Annotated in this window: 6 protein-coding genes; 2 read left to right on the top strand and 4 right to left on the bottom strand. The window is 43.0% G+C overall.

The features are described 5' to 3' along the window. Positions 1-78 precede the first annotated feature (78 nt). Positions 79-1,236: a CaiB/BaiF CoA transferase family protein gene (locus ACYQY7_RS09670; protein WP_461201832.1), complete on the top strand. Its 1,158-nt coding sequence runs from the start codon at positions 79-81 to the stop codon at positions 1,234-1,236. Beyond that, positions 1,223-2,416: an acyl-CoA dehydrogenase family protein gene (locus ACYQY7_RS09665; RefSeq protein WP_461201831.1), complete on the top strand. Its 1,194-nt coding sequence runs from the start codon at positions 1,223-1,225 to the stop codon at positions 2,414-2,416. The genes ACYQY7_RS09670 and ACYQY7_RS09665 overlap by 14 nt, the downstream gene beginning before the upstream one ends. A gap of 19 nt (positions 2,417-2,435) precedes the next feature. Here the strand turns inward: ACYQY7_RS09665 and ACYQY7_RS09660 are convergent, their stop codons facing one another. The 4 genes from ACYQY7_RS09660 to ACYQY7_RS09645 form a co-directional block, all read right to left on the bottom strand. Continuing rightward, positions 2,436-2,762 carry a DUF3870 domain-containing protein gene (locus tag ACYQY7_RS09660; RefSeq protein WP_032101467.1) on the bottom strand — a complete coding sequence of 109 codons (327 nt, stop codon included), beginning with the start codon at positions 2,760-2,762 and terminating at the stop codon, positions 2,436-2,438. Between the two features lie 83 nt (positions 2,763-2,845). Beyond that, entirely contained in the window at positions 2,846-4,528 is a 1,683-nt protein-coding gene (ilvD, locus tag ACYQY7_RS09655) for a dihydroxy-acid dehydratase (protein WP_461201830.1), read from the bottom strand. 110 nt (positions 4,529-4,638) lie between these two features. Beyond that, positions 4,639-5,007 (bottom strand): hypothetical protein, encoded by a 369-nt coding sequence (locus ACYQY7_RS09650; protein ID WP_461201829.1) that lies wholly within the window; start codon positions 5,005-5,007, stop codon positions 4,639-4,641. 56 nt (positions 5,008-5,063) lie between these two features. Beyond that, complete coding sequence (locus tag ACYQY7_RS09645) at positions 5,064-6,524, bottom strand: glutamate synthase subunit beta (RefSeq protein ID WP_461201828.1); 1,461 nt, start codon at positions 6,522-6,524, stop codon at positions 5,064-5,066. Positions 6,525-6,557 lie beyond the last annotated feature (33 nt).

Here is a 6,557-nt window from a genome sequence, read left to right as displayed (position 1 = left end):
ACCGCATAAAATCAATAAAAACTTAGGGTATGTATTTAAAACTTTTGACAATACCTATGAAAAAACGGAGGTGAACAAATGACGGGAGCTTTAGATGGCATTCGTGTTCTTGACTTAACGCGCGTTCTTGCAGGTCCGTATGCCACGATGATTTTAGGTGATCTTGGGGCAGATGTCATTAAAGTCGAAGCACCTGGTGGATCGGATGATACACGATTTTGGGGACCACCGTTTCAAAACGGCATGAGCGCTTATTATGCAGCGATCAATCGAAATAAGCGGAGTATGACTGTCAATTTAAAAGAAGAAAGCGGGAAAGAAACAATTTGTCAACTTGCACAAACAGCCGATGTCATTATTCACAATTTTAAAAGCGGAACGATGGAACGGCTCGGGCTTGGATATGATGATTTATCCCCCATCAATCCGAAACTCATTTACTGTTCCATTACCGGATTTGGTGAGACGGGGCCATATCGCCATTTAGCTGGCTACGATTATATCATTCAAGCGATGAGTGGTTGGATGAGTATTAATGGTACAGAACAATCTGGTCCGTTGAAAGTCGGAGTCGCTGTCACAGATATTTTTACAGGTTTATATGCCGCTATTGCCGTACAAGCAGCGCTCATCGCTCGGAAAAAAACAGGGAGCGGACAAAAAATTGACTTAAGTTTATTTGATTGCGCTATTAGCGCACTTGTCAACGTTGCATCGAACTATTTCATGTCAGGCGAAGTGCCAAAGCCGTTAGGAAACGATCATCCGAATATCGTTCCGTATTCAACATATGAAGCAAGCGACGGATTGTTTGTTGTCGCTGTCGGAAACGACCGACAATTTCAAGCATTATGTGAATTATTAGAAGATCAAACGATTGGTGCAGATGAACGATTTCGAACAAATGCCGGTCGAGTCGCCCATCGTCATGAATTAAATTATCGCCTAAACAATGAGTTAAAAAAGAAAACACGTGCAGAATGGCAACAATTATTTGAACAAAAAGGCATTCCTTGTGGTCCTGTGCATACGCTCGATCAAGTGTTCCAACATCCGCAAACGCTCGCACGCAATATGATTATTCGCATGGATCACCCACATGTCGGTGAGTTAAAACTTGTCGGAACACCGCTAAAGTTTTCACATACACCGGTCACATATCGATTAGCACCACCGCTCGCAGGGGAACATAACCATTTATTTATTAAAGGAGGAAGTAAACATGATGAACTTTGATTTCACACAAGAACAAGAAATGTTAAGACAAACCGTAAGAAAATTTGTTGATAAAGAAATTTTACCTCATATTAAGGAATGGGATGAACAAGGCTATTTTGATCCAAACATTTTGAAGCGCTTAGCGGAATTAAACTTAATGGGTGTATGTATCCCTGAACAATATGGTGGAATGGGAATGGATTACAATTCATTAGCTATTGTTTGTGAAGAACTAGAACGTGGGGATACAGCGTTTCGCACCGCTGTTTCTGTCCATATCGGGCTCAATAGTTTAACGTTACTTCAATGGGGAACAGAGGAACAAAAACAAAAATATCTCGTCCCACAAGCAAAAGGGGAAAAAATTGGTGCGTTCGGATTAACCGAGCCAAACGCTGGTTCGGATGTTGCAGCTATTTCAACAACGGCTGTGCGTGATGGGGATGACTACATTTTAAACGGCCAAAAAACGTGGATCTCGCTTTGTGACATCGCTGATCACTTTATCGTTTTTGCTTACACAGATAAATCGAAAAAACATCGTGGCATTTCTGCTTTTATCGTTGAACGGACGATGCCTGGTTTTTCATCACGTGCCATTAAAGGAAAGCTCGGCATTCGCGCAGGCAATACAGGCGAACTATTTTTCGACAACGTGCACGTTCCGAAAGAAAATTTGCTTGGAGAAGAAGGAGAAGGATTTAAAATTGCGATGTCTGCGCTCGATAATGGACGATTTACTGTTGCCGCCGGAGCGTGCGGCTTAATTATGGCTTGTTTAGAAGCAAGCGTGAAATATTGTCACGAACGAAAAACGTTTGGAAAAGAAATTGGTCGTCATCAACTTGTACAACAAATGATCGCAAATATGGAAGCAGGCTTACAAATGAGCCGCTTGCTCGTGTATAAAGCAGGGTTTTTAAAAAATAAAGGAAGACGAAATACGCGCGAAACGTCGTTAGCGAAATGGATGGCGTGCGACTTTGCCAACAAAGCGGCTGACGATGCCGTACAAATTCACGGGGCATATGGCTATTCAAATGAATATCCAGTCGAACGATACTTACGTAACTCCAAAGCCCCAGTCATTTACGAAGGAACGCGCGAAATTCATACGATTATGCAAGCGGAGTACGTTCTTGGCTATCGTCAAGACAAACCGCTCCGAAACATGCTTCCAGCTTGGGAAGAAAAATAGAAGGTGCGTTGGGCACCTTCTATTTTTCTGTATGCATCTTTTCTTCTAGTTTACAATATTGTTTATACAAATCTTTTAGTGCTGCACATAGCGCTTGGTTTGCCTTCCCTAAATATCCTTCGTGCAATTGAGCAAGCGGCTCGTCGATTCCATCTTTTAATGAATGACCTTTTAATAGCCGTGCAACATAATCGCGACCGTGCTCTGTCGCTAACGTACAAGAAGCATCAACGATGACGCCATACTTTTTATCTACTTCGGCCGTAATCGTGAGCGTATCAAACACGCTTTTTGCTGCCATTCCTGAAGGCAATCGCGCATGACCGGCAATAAATTGCGTATTCATCCCTCTCCCCCCATCATCCCTTTACTTCCTAATTATAATGGAGGCTTGTGTTATTGTTATAAATAACTTTTCGACAAAATCAGCTAAATTTTCATAATTCCGCCTGTGCTTGCGGATGTCACGAGTTTTGAATAACGTGCTAAGTAGCCTGTTTTCACTTTTGGTTCAAACTCTTTCCAGTTTGCTTTTCGCTTTTCCCACTCTTCTTCTGGAACGAGGACGTCAATTGTTCGCTTTACAATGTCAATGACAATACGATCCCCATTTTGTACAAAAGCGATTGGACCACCTTCAGCTGCTTCAGGGGATACGTGTCCGATGGATAAGCCTCGAGACGCGCCAGAGAAACGACCGTCCGTAATAAGCGCCACTTTCGTTCCTAACCCCATACCGACAATTTGCGATGTCGGCGCTAACATTTCTGGCATGCCCGGTCCGCCTTTTGGTCCTTCGTAACGAATGATGACGACATGGCCCGGTTGTACTTTTCCTGCCGCAATGCCTTCCAGTGCTTCTTCTTGAGAATCAAATACGATCGCTGGTCCTTCGTGGCGTGTAATACCTCCTTGAATGCCGCCTGTTTTAATAATTGCACCATCTGGTGCTAAATTGCCGAACAACACAGCTAGTCCACCTGTTTCTGAATACGGATTGTCAATTGGACGAATGACTTCATAATTTTTCACTTCGCATCCCGCAATGTTTTCGCCAAGTGTTTTGCCCGACACCGTCAACGCATCTAAATGAAACGTACCTTCTTTTTTCGACAATTCATGCAATACAGCCGATACCCCACCCGCTTCATGCAAATCTTCAATATGCATATCTGATGCTGGTGCAAGTTTTGCCAAATGCGGTACGCGGGCTGCTACTTCATTAATACGCTCAAGCGGATAATGAATGCCTGCTTCATTCGCGATGGCTAGCGTATGTAGAACCGTATTTGTTGAACCGCCAAGCGCCATGTCGAGCGCAAACGCGTTGTCAATCGCTTTTTCAGTTACAATATCACGTGGTTTAATATCATGTTCGATTAAATACATTAACTGTTGAGCGGAACGACGAACGAATTCTTTTCGCGCCGGATCAATCGCTAAAATTGTGCCGTTGCCAGGGAGTGCTAAGCCAAGCGCTTCAGCTAAACAGTTCATTGAATTCGCTGTAAACATTCCCGAACAAGAACCGCACGTTGGACAGCCGTACTGTTCCAACTCTTGTAATCCTTTTTCATCAATTTTCCCTGCTTGATATGCGCCAACGCCTTCAAAGACAGAGGAAAGCGAAATTTTTTTCCCATCGCTCGTGACTCCGGCCTTCATCGGTCCCCCGCTCACAAAAATGGTCGGAATGTTTAAACGCATCGCTGCCATCATCATACCAGGCGTAATTTTATCGCAGTTTGGAATGCAGACCATGCCATCAAACCAATGGGCAGAGACGACTGTTTCAACAGAATCAGCGATAATTTCACGGCTCGGCAACGAATAGCGCATGCCGATATGCCCCATCGCGATGCCATCATCGACTCCGATCGTATTCATTTCAAACGGTACCCCACCTGCTTCACGAATCGCTTCTTTGACGATTTTCCCAAACTCTTGTAAATGAACATGTCCTGGAATAATATCAATATACGAATTGACGACGGCAATAAACGGTTTATGAAAATCTTCTTCTTTCACTCCTGCTGCGCGCAATAAACTACGATGTGGTGCGCGATCGAATCCTTTTTTAATCATATCGCTACGCAAAACAAATCCCTCCATCTTTTCTGAACTTGTTAAACATTGTAACACTTTTTTAAATAAAATGACAATTCAAAAAAATAAAAAGTCCCTTTTTCTACAAAAATGTAGAAAAAGAGACGACGAGAACATTAATGTTCGCAATTGTCCTTTTCTTTATGCTTTTTTCGCTTTTGCTCATGAAGAAGCTGAATTAAATCACTAACATCTTCCAATTTAAACTGAAGCAACATTTGATTTTTCAGCACCGTCCGTAACGTACGCTCTACTGAACGATTGACCTTCAACAAATCGTGAAGCGATTGTGCTTTCGTTCCACTTGCGCTTGTCGTCAACGTGCCTAATACTGCTTGTAACTTTTCTGCTTCTGCATTCATAATGTGAGCCAAACTCAGTTCTTCTAACGCAATTGATGCAAGCAATAACGACAGCACATCTTCTTCATCTAAGTCAATGTCCGGTTTAATGTTTGGGATGTTTGGAAAAGACAAGTAGATCATCTCCTTTTTTTATGATAACTCAATATATGCACAAAAAAAGGGGATGATTCATTTCCTTAACGTTTCATCAAGAAATCGCTCACTGCTTTCGCTGCTTCTCGTCCTTCATGAATCGCCCAAACAACAAGACTTTGTCCACGTCTTGCATCGCCTGCTACAAATACCCCTTCGATATTTGTCTTATATCCGTGCGCCTTCACTTTTTTGTTTACTGTTTCTATTCCGAATTGCTGTAAAATTGGCTGGTCTGGTCCTTCAAAGCCGATCGCGATCAACACAAGATCACACGGCCATACTTTTTCTGTACCAGGAATTTCTTTAAATATAACACGTCCATGTTTATCTACTATTTTTTCCATTTGAATGGTATACAACGCTTTTACTTTTCCGCTTTCATCGCCTACAATTTTTTTCGTTTGAATGCAATATTGCCGTGGATCCGCACCAAACTTCGCTTCCGCTTCTTCATACGCATAATCAACGGTAAAAATGAGCGGATATTGCGGCCAAGGGTTATCGTCCGTACGTTCTTTAGGCAATGCCGGATGTTTGCCAAACTGCACAACGCTTTTGCATTGTTGGCGAAGTGCTGTAGCTACACAGTCAGCCCCCGTATCGCCGCCGCCAATGACGATGACATGTTTATGTTTTGCGTCAATAAACGTCTCATCCTTTTCACCCGTCAATAACCATTTTGTCGTTATCTTTAAATAGTCCATCGCCAAATGAATGCCCGCTAATTCTCGTCCTTCGATGACGAGATCACGTTGTTTTTGCGCTCCGATACAAATGACAACGGCATCGTATCGTTTCCGCAGTTCATCAGCGGTAATATGCTTGCCAACTTCCGTGTTTGTAATAAACGTAATCCCTTCTTCTTCAAGCAAACGTACACGTCGTTCAACGACATCTTTTCCAAGTTTCATATTTGGAATGCCATACGTTAACAAACCACCTATGCGATCCGCACGTTCATACACAGTCACAAAATGACCTGCCTGATTTAATTCATCTGCACATGCTAAGCCGGCAGGTCCTGATCCGATCACCGCTACCTTTTTTTCTGTGCGCTTTTTCGGTATGCGCGGTTGAACCCAACCTTCTTCGAATGCTTTGTCGATGATGGCCCGCTCAATACCTTTAATTGCCACCGCTTGATCAGAAATAGCTACCGTACACGACCCTTCACACGGCGCTGGACAAACGCGACCTGTAAATTCTGGAAAGTTGTTCGTTTTTACTAACCGTTCAAACGCTTCTTTCCAACGCCCACGATATACAAGGTCGTTCCATTCTGGAATAAGATTATGAATCGGACAACCTGACGTTAATCCATTTAGCTCCATTCCCATATGGCAAAAAGGAGTACCGCAATCCATACATCGTGCTCCTTGACGAGCTAACGTATCGTTTGGAAACGGAAACGCATATTCTTCCCAATCATGTAAACGGGAAAGCGGATCACGCTTTTGTTCTTCTTCCCGTACATATTCCATAAAACCCGTTGCTTTTCCCATTGTTCTCCCCTTCCTGTTTTTTTCGAAAGCGAT

Source organism: Anoxybacillus sp. TBDG-1 (assembly GCF_054815885.1).
Note: the sequence above shows the minus strand (reverse complement) of the source record. Positions and strands in the feature narration are given on the sequence as shown.

Excerpts from the sequence above, each read along its gene's own strand:
- ilvD (WP_461201830.1), bottom strand. The coding sequence starts at position 4,528 with ATGGAGGGATTTGTTTTGCGTAGCGATATGATTAAAAAAGGATTCGAT.
- ACYQY7_RS09645 (WP_461201828.1), bottom strand. The coding sequence starts at position 6,524 with ATGGGAAAAGCAACGGGTTTTATGGAATATGTACGGGAAGAAGAACAA.
- ACYQY7_RS09660 (WP_032101467.1), bottom strand. The coding sequence starts at position 2,762 with ATGAATACGCAATTTATTGCCGGTCATGCGCGATTGCCTTCAGGAATG.
- ACYQY7_RS09665 (WP_461201831.1), top strand. The coding sequence starts at position 1,223 with ATGATGAACTTTGATTTCACACAAGAACAAGAAATGTTAAGACAAACC.
- ACYQY7_RS09650 (WP_461201829.1), bottom strand. The coding sequence starts at position 5,007 with ATGATCTACTTGTCTTTTCCAAACATCCCAAACATTAAACCGGACATT.
- ACYQY7_RS09670 (WP_461201832.1), top strand. The coding sequence starts at position 79 with ATGACGGGAGCTTTAGATGGCATTCGTGTTCTTGACTTAACGCGCGTT.